Below are 15,511 nucleotides of genomic sequence, written 5' to 3'. Positions count from 1 at the left end.
CTAGACCGACGATAGGAACAAGCCTGCGCCCCTGGGTGAGCCCTTCAAGTGCTTAAAACCATATCCCGGAGGAAATCCTATGGCAATGCCGGTCCCTGCCTCAAAACCGATCGTGGGCGTGGATGTCGCCAAGCATGAGCTGGTGATCTATCACGCCGAACTGGACCTGCTCGAACCAATTCCCAACAACAAAACCGCCATCAATAAGTGGTTGAAGGCCTTGCCGAGCACGGTGGCCATTGCCATTGAAGCCACCAATATCTACCACTTGGAGTTTGCGGATCTGGCCTACGAAGCTGGCTGCATGATTTACATGGTGGGAGGCTACGAGCTCAAACATTACCGCGAAGGCGTGAAGATCCGTGCCAAAACCGATGCACTGGATGCCAAGCTGCTTGCTCGCTATCTGAAGAACGAGCACGAAGAGCTTCACCCGTGGACCCCGCCGTCACCGCTGTACCGCCAGCTCTTGAGCCTTTTCCGCCGCCGCGCGGCTCTGGTCCAGGCACGGGTCGGTCTGGTGCAAAGCTGGGCGAATGAGCCGCTGCTCAAGACCGCTTTTGCCGAACAGGTGAAGTCCATGCAGCAGCTTGAGACGCTGATCGAGAAGACGATCAACGATCAGCTCAAAGAAGCCGGTTTACTCGCTCAGTTGAAGCGCTGCCTGAAAGTTGAAGGCATTGGTTTTTTGACCGGAGCCCGCTTGATCACGGCATTTCAGCGCGGTGACTTCCGAAACGCGGATGCCTTCGTCGCCTTTCTGGGAATGGATTTGCGGGTGTTGAAATCAGGGCAAAAAGACGGCCGCCGGAGTTTGACTAAACGTGGTGATCCAGAGGCCCGCCGGCTTCTGCACAACGCGGCCATGTCGGCCAGCCGTACGGCAGCCTGGAAAGGTTTTTACGAAGAACAAAGAGCTCGAGGCTTCAGCACCACTCAGGCACTGGTCATGCTGGCCCGCAAGCTTGCTCGGGTCGTATTCGCCCTGCTCAAGGGGCAGAGCGAATACCAAGCAAAAGTCAGTTGAGGCCTTTACCTCAACCATAGAATCTCCCACAAAGGTCTGGTGTACGCAGATCCAATGTGGGAGCGAGCCTGCTCGCGATAGGGCCATAACAGCTACCCTCAATGTAACTGTCAGTCGGTCACGATCCGCGAATGCTTGCGGGTGTCTTTCATGGTGACGTACACCAGCAACGACACGGCAATACACGCGGTGACATACCAGTAGTAACCGGTTTCCATGCCGATGCTCTTGAACCACAGCGCGATGTATTCGGCGGTGCCGCCGAAGATCGATACGGTCAATGCGTACGGCAGACCCACGCCCAGGGCGCGAATTTCGGTCGGGAACAGTTCGGCTTTCACCACGGCGTTGATCGAGGTGTAGCCGCTGACGATGATCAGCGCCGCCATGATCAGGAAGAACGCGCCCCACCAGGTCGTAACGGTGTGCAGGGTGGTGAGGATCGGCACGGTGAACAGGGTTCCCAGGATGCCGAAGGCAATCAGGATCGGCCGGCGACCGATTTTATCCGACAGCCCGCCGATGACCGGTTGCAGGCACATGAACAGAAACAGCGTGGCGGCGGAAATGGTGGTGGAGTCGGAAATGCTCATGCCGACGGTGTTCACCAGGTATTTCTGCATGTAGGTGGTGTAGGTGTAGAACGCCAGGGTACCGCCCATGGTCAGGCCGACCACGGTCATCAGTTCCTTGGGGTGACGCAGCAAGGTGCGCATCGCGCTTTCCTTGGCTTTCTCTTTTTTGGTGAACGACTCGGTCTCTTCCATGCCGCGACGCAGGTACAACGCAACCACGGCACATAGCGCGCCGATGGCGAACGGGATGCGCCAGCCCCAGGCGTAGAGTTCTTCGGTGGTCAGCAGTTGTTGCAGCACGATCAGCACCGCCAGGGCGATGAGCTGGCCGGAAATCAGCGTCACATACTGGAAGCTGGAGTAGAAGCCGCGACGCTCCTTGGTTGCCATCTCGCTGAGGTAAGTGGCGGAGGTGCCGTATTCGCCACCCACCGACAGGCCTTGCAGCAAGCGCGCGAACACCAGCAGGATCGGCGCGCCGATGCCGATGACTTCGTAGCCTGGGCTCAGGGCGATCAATAGCGAGCCGAAGCACATCAGGTATACCGAGGCCATCAGGGCCTTTTTGCGTCCGACCTTGTCGGCATACAGACCCATCAGCCAGCCACCGATCGGACGCATCAGGAAGCCCACGGCGAAGATCGCGGCGGTGTTGAGCAACTGGGCGGTGGTGTCGCCTTTGGGGAAGAAGGTCTTGGCGAAGTACAGGGAGAAGGCGGCGTAGACGTACCAGTCGTACCACTCGACCATGTTGCCGACGGAACCGCTGAAGATCGATTTGATGCGGCTGGAAGTGGTTCTTTCCTTGGCCGGCACGGCAGCCGACCCAAGCGGCAGGGAGTTGGAGTTATCCATTGAAGGATCCTTCATTTAATTGTTTTTGTGGAGCGCGATGAAACGCAGCCTGCCTGGGCTATAGCAGGAGCTGTGCCAACGGGGAGAGGGCCGGTTTAGAGGGGGGAGGGTGTTTCGGTGAGCGGAAATCCGCTTATAAAAGTTTGGTGGTGAGCGGAAAGTTGCTGATTCGATTCGTGGATTTACAATGCCTGCACTGGCCTCTTCGCGGGCAAGCCCGCTCCCACAATGACCGAGTTGAACGCAGATTGTTGAGCACGACACAGAACCTGTGGGAGCGGGCTCGCCCGCGAAGAGGCCAGCTCGGACGCTACAGGAACATCTCCCTACTCAACCCATGCCGCTGCATCTTTTCATTGAAGGTCCGGCGCGGTAGTTGCAGTTCTTCAAGCACCGCTTTCACATCGCCCTTGTGCCGGGTCAGCGCCGCACGCAGGCATTGCGCTTCAAACGCTTCCTGCTGCGCCGCCGGTGACTGGCCGGGCTCGATGCCCAGGGGCTCCGGCTCGCCGAGCCCCAATACCTGACGCTCGGCGACGTTCGCCAGTTCGCGCACATTGCCCGGCCAGTCGTGGCTCAATAGATGGCTCAGCTGTGGACCGCTCAACGGTGGCAAGGTCCGCCCGAGGCGTTCGGCAGCGTTGCGGGCAAATGACTCGTAGAGCAACGGGATGTCCTCGCGCCGGTCGCGCAGTGGCGGCAAACGCAACTCGGCGACGTTCAAACGATAGGCCAGGTCTTCGCGAAAACGTCCGGCCCGCGCTTCGTCGAGCAGGTCCGGTTTGGTCGCAGCGATGATGCGCAAATCCACGCGGATGCTCTGGTTCGACCCCAGTCGCTCAAGCTTTTGCTCCTGCAACACCCGCAGCAACTTCACCTGCTGGGCCAGCGGCATGCTTTCGATTTCATCAAGAAACAGTGTGCCGCCGTCGGCGTACTCCAGTTTGCCAATGCGCTTGCCGGACGCCCCGGTGAACGCGCCGCTCTCGTGACCGAACAGCTCGGCCTCGAACAATTGCTCAGGGATGGCCGCGCAGTTGAGTGCAACAAAGGGCTTGTCGGCCCGCGGCCCGAAGTCGTGCAGGCAACGCGCAACCAGTTCCTTGCCGCTGCCGGTTTCACCGCGAATCAGCACGTTGACCGGCAGTGCTGCCAGGTCCAGCACCTGCCGACGCAGGGTCTGTAAACCCCGGGACACGCCGAGCAGCGTGGCATCCAGTTTGGCACGGTTGTCCGCCTGCTCGTGCAGCGCGCGGTTTTCCAGCACCAGCCGGCGCTTGTCGAGGGCGCGGCGCAGGCTGCCAAGCAGGGTTTCCGGGCTGAAGGGTTTTTCGAGGAAATCGTAGGCACCGTCGCGCATGGCCTCGACGGCCATCGGCACATCGCCGTGGCCGGTCAACAGGATCACCGGCAAATCGGCATCCCGGCGCTGCACCTCGGCCAGCAGTTCCAGGCCGGTCATGCCGGGCATGCGCACATCGCTGAGAATCACCCCGGCAAAGTGCCTGGGCAATTGCGCCAGGCATTCATCGGCGCGGCTGAACAGCTGTACCTCGAAACCCGACAGGCTCAACCATTGCTCGACGGCACTGCGGATGCTGCTTTCGTCGTCGACCACCATCACTGAGTTCAGCATGGTTCATGCACCTCCAGGTCGATGGGCAGGGTCACGGTAAACACGGCACCTTTGTCATGATTGGCGGCACTCAGGCGCCCGCCGGATTCGTGGACGATGGCAAACGATACGGCCAGACCGATGCCCAGGCCGTCGCCCACCGGCTTGGTGGTGAAGAACGGATCGAAGACCTTGGACAGGTTCTCTTCGGCGATGCCGCCACCGTTGTCGATCACGCTCAAGCGCCACAATTGCTCGTCGGCTTCGAGGCGGATTTCCAGGCGTTTGCAGGGTTTGTCCTGCATCGCATCGAGGGCGTTGCGCAGCAGATTGATCAGCACCTGTTCCAGGCGAATCGCATCGCCGCGCACCCAGGCCGGACGGGTCAGGTGCAACACCGTGCTGACCTGTTCGTCGCGCAACCGGGTGTCGAGCAGTTGCAGCGACTGGTCCACCACCGCCGCCAGGTCCAGGCGTTCGCGCAAGCCGCTGGGGCTCTTGCGGGCGAAGGTTTTCAGGTGGCCGGTAAGAGCCGCCATGCGGGTGAGCATTTCATCCACCGGCTTGAGCGCCTTGTAGGCGTCGTCGACGCGGCCGTTGTCGAGCAGCAGGCGCAAGGTCGCCAGCTGCATGCGCTGGGCGGTGAGCGGCTGGTTGATTTCATGGGCCAGGGCGGCGGACATCTGCCCCAGTGCCGCGAGTTTGGCCGACTGCACCAGACCTTCCTGGGCGGTGCGTAGGTCGCGGGTGCGTTCTTCAACCAGCTGTTCGAGTTCTTCGCGACTGCGCTGGCGCAGTTTGGCCAGGCGCCAGCGCTGGTTGAGAAACAGCAGCAGGAACACCAGGGTCAGCCATAGCCCGGCCGCGGCGAGCGCGGCGTTGCGGCTGTCCTCGAAGGCAACCTGTGGGCGACGCAGCAGGTGCAGGGTCCAGCCCTCGGCACTCAGCGGCAGGGATTCCCACAGGTAATCCGCCTTGCCGTCCGGGCCATCGACCCGAGCCAGGTCACTGTTGTCGTCGAAGCGCCGCAACGATTGAAACTCAAGCGGCGTCAGGGGCTGCTTGTCGTACTGACGGGTGGTCTTGAGTTCGGCATGGTCGCTGTCGCTCAGCGGCTTGAGCAGGCGGTAGCGCCAGCCCGGCTGGTTGGCGATGAAGATGATCCCGCGGGCATCGCTGACCAGGAGCGTGTCGCTGCCCTGACGCCACTCGCGCTCCAGTTCGGGAAATTCCAGTTTCACCACCATGGCGCCAAGGAACTGACCGTCGTCATCGCTGACCGCGCTGGAGAGGAAGTAGCCGGGAATCCCGCTGGTCACGCCTACCGCGTAAAAGCGCCCGGTGCCCTGGGTGCGGGTCTGGTTGAAGTAGGGGCGGAAGCCATAGTTATGCCCGACGTAACTGCTGGGCAGGCGCCAGTTGCTGGCCGCGATGGCCAGGCCGTTGCGGTCGAGCAATTCCAGGGTCGAGGATTGAGCGGCGCCGTTGATCTTTTCCAGTTTGCGATTCAACGCATCCTGCTGCTCGGGGCTCACCGCACCCCTGAGCGCCGAGCGCAGCTCCGGGTCCAGCGCTAGCACGGCGGGCAGGGCACGGTAACGTTCGATCAGGGTATGCAGGGATGTGGCATACAGTGCCAATTGCTGATTGGCACGGGCGGCGTCTTCGACCATTGACTGGCGCACGGCGTGGCGCATGGCCAGGGTCGCGGCGATGGCGGCGCCGGCGATGATTAGCAAGGTGTAGAGCGCCAGGCGCAGGGATCTGGAGGTCGGGAGCATCGAACGGAAATCGGACAAAAGATAAGAGGCGCAAGATAGCATGCGGACTATCTTGCGCCAGTTCTCATCTCATGCGTTCAGGTTGATACCTGATGCTTTCAAGAAGTCATGTTTTTTTGGCAGTCGCCACCGCGCGAAGATAAGCGAAATGCCGTATCGCCATACGACGACCGTCTGTTGCTGCCAGTACCGGCGTATGGCGATGGAAGTTTGAGTTCAATGGATTGTCCAGTTCGTCCGCCGTTGTGCGGGTGGCGGATCAAACAGGTCGTTCTCATCAAATGCAATGCTGTACCAGGTGCGATAGCGTTGTTCCCGGCGCAACGGTTTTTCTTGCGGTGGATTGCCCTGCAACATTTTTTTCGCCAGCACAGTGTGTGTCGGCCGGCCGGCGGCGTCGTAGAACTGCTGGTCGTGGTAGCCCGACTCGCGGATCGAGGCGTCGTTGATGTAGCGGTAGGCGCTGGCGAAGTAGGGGCGATAGATCCGCACGGTTTCGCCTTTATTGTTGTACTCGACCCGTTCGCTGACCCGCCAGCGCCGGGCTGCCTGTTCTTCCTTGGGGCGACCGTTTTCGTCGGGTTCAAGTTCACCTTTGTCGTTGACCACCCAGGCCAGGCCAGGCTCGACCTCCTGCTTGGTTTGCAGGGAACGTCCGAAGCCATCCCAGCAGGCGATGGCCGCGCGGATTTGCAGCTCCGGATCGCCGGGGTAGCGGTCGGCCTGCAAGGTGACGACATGCACGGGTTCGCGATGTGCGTCGTCAATGTATTGCTGCAACTGCAGTTCGTTCGCGGAAGGATTTTGCAGGCTTTCAAGGTGCACGCGCGCCCGGCTGCAGAGATGGCCGTCGGGTAATACGAAACCTTCGGCGCGGGCCCAGGCCAGCCAGGGCGCGGGCGCTGCCGGAGGAATCTTGCCCATCCAGCTGAACGGCGCAGAGAAGGTGGCCGTGGCGTAGTTGTCGATGGCTTTGTTCTTGTCGGCGATAGCGCCTGCCGGGGTGCGGTCCTCCGGTGGCTGGTAACCGCTGAGCGGATGGAAACCGACATCGACGCCCAGTTCCGTGCCATGAAAACTGGTCACCAGCACTTCGCCAAACGCGTTGTAGCGAGCCTCCTGGGTGTTTTGATTGGGGTCGATGATGCCTGCTGGCAGGAACGATCGGTAGTCGATATCGAGGATGCTTGTGGTACAGCCATCCGGCAGCGTAACGGCGGTACTCAGGCACCAGTGATCGTCGTACGCGACTGAGGTGATGCCATGGCTCTTGGTCTGCTGGAATTTTTCAACGTTATAAAAGCCCTCCAGCTTGCGGTAGGTGGGGAAGCTTTTGCGCACGGACCACAAGTAGTTCTTGGCGTCGCTCGGATCTTCGGGCTCTCCTGCAGGGGCGTCAGGCAGAAACCACTCCATGATGTGGTAGCCCACTTCGGGCGACAGCAATTTTTCCTTGAGGTTGAACGGCATTTGGCCGTTTTCGTCCTTGAGCTTGTCGTACGCACCCAGGGCGGTGGCGTCCAGTTCGGCACTTTCCTGATAGTCGGGCAATGCGCTGAAGATGATTTTCCCCTTGTCCGGATCCGGGTCCAGCAATTGCCCGGTGGCCGGGTCCTGATAGCGCTGCAGGACCAGACCGGTCAGCACTGCTTCGGCGGCCCATGGCCCGCCGTCCTTGCTGAGCTCCAGGATGCTGTCGTAATGGATGTCTTGCGGATCGAGTGCGTTTTTTTTCAGCGCCAGGGCGTTGCCCCGTTGACGCCAGGGGATGCCCAGGCGCCAGCCCTCCGGACTCTCCAGGTGATAAAAACCGGCTTTGCTCTGGGTCACGTAATAGTATTGCTGCTGGTCGTCGTGGGCATCGAGCCACCACTTGTTTTCGTAGGCTTCATCGCTCTCGTCACCGGCTTCGCCCACCTCGAAGGGCGGTTTATCCTTGTCGGTTTTACGCCGGGCGTAATGCACCACGACACTGTGGGTCAGGCTGCCGAACTTGTCCCACTCCAGGTTCAGCGTGTGCTGGACCAACGGGTCATCGGCGAGCTCGCGTTCATAGTGATAAGCGATGCTCTCCAGGGGCAGGGGTTGCAGCACCCCATAGGGATGATGATCGCCCCTGGGCCTGACAAGCGGATGGCGAAGCGGCTTTCCTGCACGGTGTAGGGCACGGCAGTCGCGGGGTCGTCGTCGGCCGCGAAAACTTCCGAGCGCAACACCGAACCGCTGAGGGTGCGGGCCATTTCTCGTTCAAGGTCGGCGTCGGGCGTTATCAGGCGGCCGGCCGCGTCGTTGAGGTGATACTCCTGCAGTAAGGTTTCGCGCAATGGCTTCGCCGCCGTGTCGCCGCTGTAGTAATCGTCATCGCGCATGTCCACGGCCTTACCGGTGTGGAACCAGGTCTTGCTGAGGATCGGTGCGGTGAAGCCCGGGCTCGAACGGTCGGCAGCCGAGGCTTCGCTGTCGGTTTGCAGCAGCAGGCCGAAGCCACGGAACTCCCGCTCGACACTGTCGTAGAAGCCTTGGCGATAGGAGAAGCCCTGGGTCAGCCGGTTTCCGGTGATTTCATCGAGTTGGGTCTGCTGGCTGACCAGGTGCATGGCGAAGGGCAGGTGCGAGACCGGGGCCTTGCCCGCCTTGAGCAGCTCATCTTTTTCGTCCAGCCATTCCTGGGCCGAGCTGCGATAGGTCACCCCTGTGGCGCTGCCCATGTTGTTGTAGCTGGCGTTGACCAGGTAAGGCTTGGCCTGGACGAACCGGTAGTGAAAGTGTTTGGGCGTCATGTGCGGCACCGTCAGCACCAGGCTGGAACACCCCAGCCCCTGCAGATCGGCGATGCTGACCTGGCACAACCGGTCGTAACGCACGCCAGCGGGCCAGGGTATATCGACCGGGGTTTGATCAAAACCGTTACCGCTGTGGTTCATGAACACCCGGAAACGGTCGGACTCCAGGTAGATCAAGTCGGTGGCGCCCGAGCCGTCGAGGTCCGCCAGTTGGACCTGCGAGGCGTTGAAGCTTTCAACAGCGAAGGGCAGGGCGCTGAACACGAAGCCCTTGCCGAAACGGCCTTGGCCCAGGTTAGGCCAGCACTTGACCTCGTTGTGGCGAATGCGCACCAGGTGTTGCTGGCCGCTGCCCAGGACATCGGCGAAGGCCACGACCTCGGTCGGGCTGTTGCTCAGCAACGGCAATGAGTCATCCGCGTGGGGCACGTCGATGGCGTTACGAAAGCCCTCCTCTCGCAGGCTGGCATGCAGTCGAACGCTGCCCGGACCGATCAGTGCAAGGTCGGACAAACCATCACCCACCAGGTCGGCCATTTGCGCCTCGGGATGGAAAAATTCCGAGGGCATGGCCTTGAAAGCGACGAAATTGGACCATTCACGGTCGTGGCCGAGGGTGAAGAAACCGCTCAGGCCCGGTTGCGCAATCACCCAGTCGAGCTTGCCGTCGCCGGTCATGTCGCTGAGGGATTGGCGAATCGGCTTGCTGCCGTCGGCCAGCGGGACATGGGGCAGAAGTTTCCAGTCGCCGTAGCGCACATCCTCACCGCCGCCGGTGTCTGCACGCAGCGGTTCGCGGTAGTACCAGGCCTTGTCAATGCGCATCAGCACCCCTGGCAACCCTTCACCGTAGAGGTCCACCAGTTGGTAGTGCTGGCCGTCATTGAGGCCGGGCATCGCCGGGAACTCGCTCCAGCCTGGCTGGCCCGGGTCGAGTTCGAAAGGGTTGTAGACGAACTCCATGGGCGGGCGACTTTCCATCTGCCCCTGGCTGTCATAGGCCTGGATGTGGGCGGCGGTCAGGTGGTTGTAGCCCAGCGGGCTCTGACGATGTTCGAGCAGCAGGCGCTGAACCAGCACCGGCTCCGGGCCCAGTTCCTCGACGAAGTGATGAAACATCAGCACCTGCCGGCACAGGCGTCGGCTACCGAGCTCGAAGCCATAGGCGTAGTTCCAGAAGGGGTCGCTGCGTTCCTTCCACGCGTGTTCGGGCGCGTAGGCAGGCACGTGCGTCAGGTCGGTACCGCGTTCGTCATAGTCGAACACCAGGTGAAAGAAAAAGTGCAGGTTCTTCCAGCCCTCGGCGCGCCACGAATACAGGTCGGCGCAGGCCTCGGCATTGCCGTACAACACCTTGTACAGGTAGCGCTGGGCGCGAAAATCCCGTGATTGCGGCGGCGCTTCATCCTCCGCCCGGTACTCATACACCACGTGTTCGCCGCGCAGGTTCAGGCTTTCATCGATCAGCCAGACCCCGACACGGTTTTTGTCGTTGGGATCGGCCCGGCGCGAGGCGGCGGTCTTGCCGTAGCAGTGCAGGCTGCCGTCGGCACCGTGGATCAGCCAGAACCCTGCGGCATTGTCCGTATCCCCCACCCGGGTCCAGTGCTCGATCAAATCGAAGGCGCCTTCCACCCGTGGCCAGTAGCGCACCACCCTGTGATTACCCAGGGTGACGCCGTTGTAGCTGGACACCACCCTGGCGATGACGTTACCGGTGTCATCCTTTTCCGGCATCCATATATCGCCGCCGGGGCCGGCCACCTGATCGCTGCCGTCATACCGCGGCACGCCCTTGGTGGTGCGCAAAGTGATGGCATTGGTGGTCAGCCGCCAGCCGATGCCGAACGGGCTGTTGCCCACATCGCTGCTGTAACCCAGGCCCAGGGCCGGGACCATGTCGCGGTTCGGTGCCTTGCTGATCGGCAGTGGCAATTCCAGCGACGCCGCACCGTTGGTGCCCACCGCGCCCCAGCCCTTGCCGATGCTCTGGATGGCGCCACCGCCCTTGGGCAGGGAGGGCGGGTTGAATTCCAGCTTCGATTCTTCGTTCATACCGCACCTCCGGACCGGGCGGTGTAATTGAGATGAAAAATGATGTCGTTGAGGGATTCGAGGTGCTCTTTCTGGGCCGTGGTATTGGGGAACTTGAGGTTCCATTTTGAAACGGCACCGATGCACTCGAACGGCAGGTAACGTTCGTCCTGGAAGTTGAGCTGGAACAGGCCGTTGTCGTCCAGGCCGGTCGAGAGAGCAATCTGCTGGCTGGCCCGCAGGTTTTCCTTGACGTTGGCACCGATCGTGGCGGACATCTCGACCTTGCTGTAGCTCTGGCTCAAGATCGCGCAAACGTCCTGGTAGGGGCCACGGATGTTCGGCAGCGATACGCTGACGGTCTTGACCCGTCGCATGTAGTGTTTTTGATCCTTGTAGTCATCGTCGAACAGGGCCTGGGTCAGTTCGAAATCGACGCTGCCGGTTTTCAGCAGTGCCTGCCAGGCAGCATCGTTGGCGGAGCCCTCCAGGTTTTTGAGCTTCCTGACCGATACGGTCTTCCTGATCTCCAGCTCCCGGGCATTGTTCCTCAGGTATTGCTGGTGCATCTGCACCAGGCTCATCTTCAGTTCTTCGCCGCTGCCCAGGCCCCGGTAAGTGCTGTTCCAGGTGCCAGGGCGGATAAAGGTCTGGCTGAAGTCGCCCATTTCGTATTGCCAGCAGGCCTCGGCCATCTGGCACATCGACAGGGCCGTGGTGTACGCCGTGTAGTAAAAACTGCTGAACTTGCTGTTGAGCCAGTTATAGGTCTGGGATTTGCTGAAGCGGTTGCTGCTGAGCAGGAAGTCATGGGTGGTCTTGGCTTGGCTCAGGGCAGTTTGGGCCTGGCGCAGTTGCAGTTGGGTGGCTTTGTGTTGTTCTTCGTACACGGCAAGTTGGGCGTCGACTTGCGCAGCTTCGAGTTTTGCCTGATCCCGGGCCAGGGTCCATTCCTGGGCGCGGCGGCGATATTGCTCATAAAGCCCGATGGCTTCGCCTGCGCCGTGAGACGCAGCGGCACCTGCTTGCAATAAGTGCATGGGGGCCTGGAGCGCACCTTCAATACGATGACCGCCGTTTGCAAATCCGAAGATGTTTGGCGCCACTTTGGCCATTTCCCCGGTAAATCCAAGAGCGCCCATCGCGACCTCCATCAGTCGGCCATCAAGGTGCAAGCTGCCGGCCGCAATTTCTCCGGCACTGACCCCAGCACTCAACAGGTTCTCGTAGTAACTGACCCGGCCTGCGATGATGGCCTGGCTTGCCTTGAGTGCGTTCTTGTTGGCTTCATCTATCTTCCCGGCCTGGACTTGGATATCCACCGCCGCTTTTGCCAGGTTCCATGCCTGTTGCTGTTGCAACTCCAGGTACTGTGCCTGCTCCTTGCGCTCGATCAACGACAGCAGGGTCGAGCCAAATTGAATCACGCTCTCCACGGCATTCTGCGCAAGGGCGAACATGAAGCTGAAGCGGTAATGGGGAATGCTCGGGCTCAACAGGCGGCTGAGCGCCGTGCCTGACAGGCCCTGGCCCGAGGCGGCGAGCAGGGCGCGCGGATCGAGCGGCGCGGCGAACAGTGGCAGGTTCAGGGCGTTGCCCGCCATGTCGAGGTTATGCCGCAGGTTGTACAGGCGGCTTTCCACCCGTTCCCAACGCTGCACCAGTTCGAGGTTGAAAGGCCGACGCAAATACGGGTTGTCCACGCTTAACAGGAACAGGTCCTGGGCATGCGGACGCAGGCACAGCAATGGCGCTACAGCGGTGGTTGGCGCCCGACCGATACGTAGTGGCGGGTTTTCCTGCAGTTGACGCTGCTGGCTGATCAAACGCTGTTCGAACTGGCGCAGGGCCGGGTTGGTGGCACTGCTCAATTCATGCAGGGTGACCGGCGTCCAGTCATCGACTTGCCGCACGTTCGGGTTCGGCCCCAGCATGTCCTGTACATGCACATAACGCAGCTTGGCTTCCGCCAGCCCGTCCGGGGTCAGTTCCCGATAGGCCTGGTCCGCTTGGTTGGTTTCGATGTCGATGTAGAGTCCAAACAGGGCTTTCTGGAAGTGCACCGGGAAACTGAGGCCGATCTGGTGCGGGTCGTCGGGGTACAGAATGGCCTGGCTGGGATCCACCGGGCCGGGCCACACCGGGTTCTCCAACGGCACGGCCTGCCAGTAGCCGGCATGTCCCGGCTGGCTGCTTTGGCGCGACGGGTCGAACACATGGGCCAGCCACTGCTTGGCCTCATCGTAGCGTTGCTCTTCGTTCAACCGGTACGCCACCAGCCACGGCAGGTACAGGAACAGTTCGACGAAGTACAGCCAGTAGGCACCGGAGAAGTCCATCTCTTCGGCACCGTTATCGTTGGGGATGGGCGGTTCCTTCATGTGCTGGGTGTCCCAGCTCAGCAAAGATTCCATACCGGATTCGGCGCGTTCGATCAGGGTCCTGGCAAAGGTGGTGTTTGTGCGAATGGGGGCTCGCGTTACATCCGCGATCTTTATCTTTGGGTCTCTTTCGGAGTACTCGATGTTTGAACCCTTGAAGTCAATGTATTGTGCCTTGCCCAAGGAAGGGCTGTCCCCAACTGAAGAGTCGTCCATGCCCTGGATGCTGGGGGCCAGTTGCACCTCCCGTTCAAGCACTTCGCCGAAACCGACGGTCACCGCTTTGAGGGCTGCGCCCCTGACTGCAACGCCAAGGGAAGAAAAGACCTTAACGCCGAAGATCAGGGGAATACATAAATCTTTTTGCTCAGGAGGCCAGGCCACGTTCCAGCCATCCGGCCGATAGGTGGTTTGATCGATCGAGATTACAAACTTCTGCGTACTGTCCTTTGCCAAATTGTTGGTAGCGGGAAGGTAGGCGATCATCTCCATCTGAGCACAATCCAATGGAAATTCGGGCGAAATTACGTCAACAGGATGGGCGACAAACAGCGGGTATTTGTAATAACCGTAGATATCGATCTTCGCCTCGTGATGGACAGGGAGGAGAGTTACTCCACCTGCATTGGTAAAACGCCAGCAGTTTTCAAATGAATAGTTATAGAGAAGTTCCTCGATATCTATTAATGCCATCTTTCCTCTAAGGGACGCACTTCCACCTCTTTCTGTGCGAGGTACGCTGAATTGAGTTCTGCTGCCATCATAAATGAGCGACCTGATCCGATCCGGGCTGCCGAGGAAGCAATAAGCAGCATTGTCCTGCGCCATGAAGTCAGTGCCGACTGGTTCTATGGTCGAGCCCTCAAGCAGTAAGGCACCCCCAGAATGTTGGGCAGCATAAACAAGCGTTATTTTAAAAAGCTGTTTGGTTTTGGCACTGTCTTCGAAGATGTCAAGTACTACAGTTTGAGTATCATCGAACCCCTCGTTCAACGACACAGTCAATTCAATGTTGGAGTGAGTTCGATCATAAATAATTTCGGCATCGTTGATCCGTGACTGCCAGCCTCTGAAATCCCAGTTATTTTCGCCCTTATGGGGTTTGGTCTTAACGATAGAACCGAAATCAGGCACACCGGACGGAAGCCAGTACTGAAAACGTCCCGCATTCCTGTCGGCGAAGATATGACCGATCATCCGAACATGAGAGGCCTCCCGAGTGTCTTCCCGTGCAGGCTCGGTCAAGGCAGAAGGGGGAATGGAACCCTCCAGCGGAAACAGCGCTGTCACATGGAAATTTTTGTCGAGACGTACCGTCCTCAGGAAATCGTAAGTGTCGTTGAGCCCTGGTTGCTCATCGGGGCCGGTCTTTCCTGCCTGGTAATTGGAGTACAGCATCAGCACCATCGATTCCGGTGACGTCGAGTGGTCATACACCGCGATACTCTGGGTTTGCTCGGCTATCTCCTTGGGTGTCTTGGCAATCAGTTCCGGGTGCAGACTGTAGTTTTCGATGTAGACCCGCGGCGTGCTCCAATTGCCGTCGTACATCCTGTAGCTGCCATACAGCCGAAACAGCGGGCGTTTCTTGACGATGTTGTCCGCGTTCAATGTGCCGGGCGCGATGGCTTGCGGATCCTGATACTCCAGTTCGGCCCAGACCACGAACAGCCGGTTGTTGAACCAGCACGGCCGGATCGTGTGCTGCAGGGTTTTTTCCGAAATCGGCACATTGGCCTTTTGCCAGTCCGACCAGGCATTGGGCAATGGCTTGTCATACTTGTCCGGTATCGCTCCCGGTGCGCAGCCGGGCCCTTGGCCGGGCGCAGGCTCATGTCCAATGTGCGGACATAGCAGGCATTCCTGTCGGCCGAGACCCCGACCAGGTGATATTTACTGTTGGCGAAGTTGTTCTCGGCACTGTCGATGTAACCATTGCAGATCTTCAGGTTGGCGATTTCCTCAAAACGGTTGAGGTAGGCCAGCACGGCGGTCTGGATGGTTTCAGGCTCGATCCTGGCCTGGTTGATGTCGTTGTTCAGTTGATCGAAGCTGTCGGTCCTGGTCAGGCGCAGGGTCGGGTCCATGAAGAGATCCGGGAAGGTACTCAGTTGTTTCTCGGCGGAAAAGACCGGGTAACGGTTGAGGCCATCGAGCCAGGTTTTTTTCTGTTCGGGCGTGAAGCTGGTGTCGCCGTAACCGGGTTCCATGTTCAGCATGATGCTGTTGACCAGTTGCTGGAGGCTGGCGATGGCGCAGGCGACCGGGCTGGTGGGCACGTTGTGGCTGACCAGCACGTCCAGCAGCCAGAACTCGTAAAGATCGTTCGGTTCGGTGATCTGGTGCGCCAGCCCCTGTTCGATCAGGTACGGGTCGTTGGGTACCGCTTCGTGCAAATACAGTGCGAGCATTGCACTGCGAAAGGCTTCATTGAGTGGCGCGTCGAATGCAGTCGTCATG

General features: G+C 60.0%; 6 protein-coding genes and 1 pseudogene. 1 reads left to right on the top strand and 6 read right to left on the bottom strand.

From position 1 onward, the window contains the following. Positions 1 to 79 precede the first annotated feature (79 nt). On the top strand, positions 80 to 1,027 hold the full coding sequence (locus RS887_RS05670) for a transposase (RefSeq protein ID WP_322614694.1): 948 nt from the start codon (positions 80 to 82) through the stop codon (positions 1,025 to 1,027). Between the two features lie 110 nt (positions 1,028 to 1,137). On the opposite strand, the gene RS887_RS05665 is transcribed toward RS887_RS05670, so the two are convergent. From RS887_RS05665 to RS887_RS05640, 6 genes and pseudogenes are all read right to left on the bottom strand, one after another. Then, a complete protein-coding gene (locus RS887_RS05665) occupies positions 1,138 to 2,457 on the bottom strand; it encodes an MFS transporter (RefSeq protein ID WP_322614693.1) in 1,320 nt (439 codons plus the stop codon). A 310-nt stretch (positions 2,458 to 2,767) separates the two neighbouring features. After that, entirely contained in the window at positions 2,768 to 4,093 is a 1,326-nt protein-coding gene (locus RS887_RS05660) for a sigma-54 dependent transcriptional regulator (protein ID WP_322614692.1), read from the bottom strand. Further along, positions 4,087 to 5,853: a sensor histidine kinase gene (locus RS887_RS05655; protein ID WP_322614691.1), complete on the bottom strand. Its 1,767-nt coding sequence runs from the start codon at positions 5,851 to 5,853 to the stop codon at positions 4,087 to 4,089. Before RS887_RS05655 ends, RS887_RS05660 begins: the two co-directional genes overlap by 7 nt. A gap of 216 nt (positions 5,854 to 6,069) precedes the next feature. Beyond that, a pseudogene (locus RS887_RS05650) lies at positions 6,070 to 10,691 on the bottom strand (SpvB/TcaC N-terminal domain-containing protein). Beyond that, positions 10,688 to 14,776: a neuraminidase-like domain-containing protein gene (locus RS887_RS05645; protein ID WP_322615261.1), complete on the bottom strand. Its 4,089-nt coding sequence runs from the start codon at positions 14,774 to 14,776 to the stop codon at positions 10,688 to 10,690. Before RS887_RS05645 ends, RS887_RS05650 begins: the two are co-directional and overlap by 4 nt. Further along, positions 14,659 to 15,510, bottom strand: coding sequence for a neuraminidase-like domain-containing protein (locus RS887_RS05640; protein WP_322614690.1), 852 nt, complete (start codon positions 15,508 to 15,510; stop codon positions 14,659 to 14,661). Before RS887_RS05640 ends, RS887_RS05645 begins: the two co-directional genes overlap by 118 nt. Position 15,511 lies beyond the last annotated feature (1 nt).

The sequence above is a fragment of the Pseudomonas sp. BIC9C genome (assembly GCF_034541995.1).
Classification (GTDB): domain Bacteria; phylum Pseudomonadota; class Gammaproteobacteria; order Pseudomonadales; family Pseudomonadaceae; genus Aquipseudomonas; species Aquipseudomonas fluorescens_CC.
The sequence above is the reverse complement of the archived record's forward strand: the minus strand, read 5'-3'. Positions and strand labels throughout refer to the sequence as shown.

Excerpts from the sequence above, each read along its gene's own strand:
- RS887_RS05665 (WP_322614693.1), bottom strand. The coding sequence starts at position 2,457 with ATGGATAACTCCAACTCCCTGCCGCTTGGGTCGGCTGCCGTGCCGGCC.
- RS887_RS05640 (WP_322614690.1), bottom strand. The coding sequence starts at position 15,510 with ATGACGACTGCATTCGACGCGCCACTCAATGAAGCCTTTCGCAGTGCA.
- RS887_RS05655 (WP_322614691.1), bottom strand. The coding sequence starts at position 5,853 with ATGCTCCCGACCTCCAGATCCCTGCGCCTGGCGCTCTACACCTTGCTA.
- RS887_RS05660 (WP_322614692.1), bottom strand. The coding sequence starts at position 4,093 with ATGCTGAACTCAGTGATGGTGGTCGACGACGAAAGCAGCATCCGCAGT.
- RS887_RS05670 (WP_322614694.1), top strand. The coding sequence starts at position 80 with ATGGCAATGCCGGTCCCTGCCTCAAAACCGATCGTGGGCGTGGATGTC.